General features: G+C 71.5%; 1 protein-coding gene. It reads left to right on the top strand.

Annotated features, from left to right (window positions below):
* Nucleotides 1-133: 133 nt before the first annotated feature.
* A partial coding sequence (locus Pta02_RS40810) for an IS630 family transposase (RefSeq protein WP_203880417.1) occupies nucleotides 134-887 on the top strand: 754 nt, incomplete at its 3' end.

Below are 887 nucleotides of genomic sequence, written 5' to 3'. Positions count from 1 at the left end.
GCGCGTATCCAGAAGTCCTGCGCGTAATAGGGCGTGAGATCACCATGGCAGACAGGCGTTGACACGGGCCTCGCCGGGGGTTGGATCGAGGTTGCTCAGACCGTCTGTCCGCCCCGGCGAGGTCGTGGTCAGTATGCGCCCTGCTGTCGTGTTCGCCAATGCTCCGGACGCCTCGATCGAGCACCTGCGCGCCGCCCTGCGCAGCCAGTGGCGGCAGGCCACCCGCGCGATGATGGTGCTGTTGTCGCTGCACGGGCTGTCGGCGGCGCAAATCGCCGAGTTGCTCGGCTACGACCCCAGCACGGTGCGCCGCTGGATCGAGCGATTCAACCGGCTGGGACCGCAAGGCCTGGCCGACCACCCACGTTCGGGCCGCCCGCCGCTCGGGGGACGGCGATTGCGCGACCGGATCGCCGCGCTGCTGGCCCGCCCGGGCCCGTGGACCGTTGCGCGGCTGTGGCGCTATCTGCAGCGCCCCGGCCTGAGCCGGCGCACCCTGTATCGGCGCGTGCGCCAGGTGGCCATCTGGCGGCGGCCCAAGCTGATCGCCAAGGGCGATCCGGACCGCTGGCGAACGGTGGCCGCCATCGCCACCCGGCTGCGCGCCCTGCCCCGCGGGGCGGTGGTGTGGGCTGCCGATGAGACCCACATCCACTGGCTGGCGCACATCCGGGCCAGCTGGACGCTGCGCAACTGCCGCCCGAACATCGCCACGCCGGGAAAGAATCGGCAGGTCACCGTGCTGGGCGCGCTGGAGATGACCACCGGCCGGTGGGTGTATCGGCTGGGCCGCCGGTGCGCGGCCGACTTCCTGCTCTTGTTGCAGCAGGTGGTTGCCGCCGTCCCGGCCGCTCCGGCGATCGTGGTGATCTGCGACAACGACAGCA

Source organism: Paraplanobispora takensis (assembly GCF_016863195.1).
GTDB lineage: Bacteria > Actinomycetota > Actinomycetes > Streptosporangiales > Streptosporangiaceae > Planobispora > Planobispora takensis.
The sequence above is the reverse complement of the archived record's forward strand: the minus strand, read 5'-3'. Positions and strand labels throughout refer to the sequence as shown.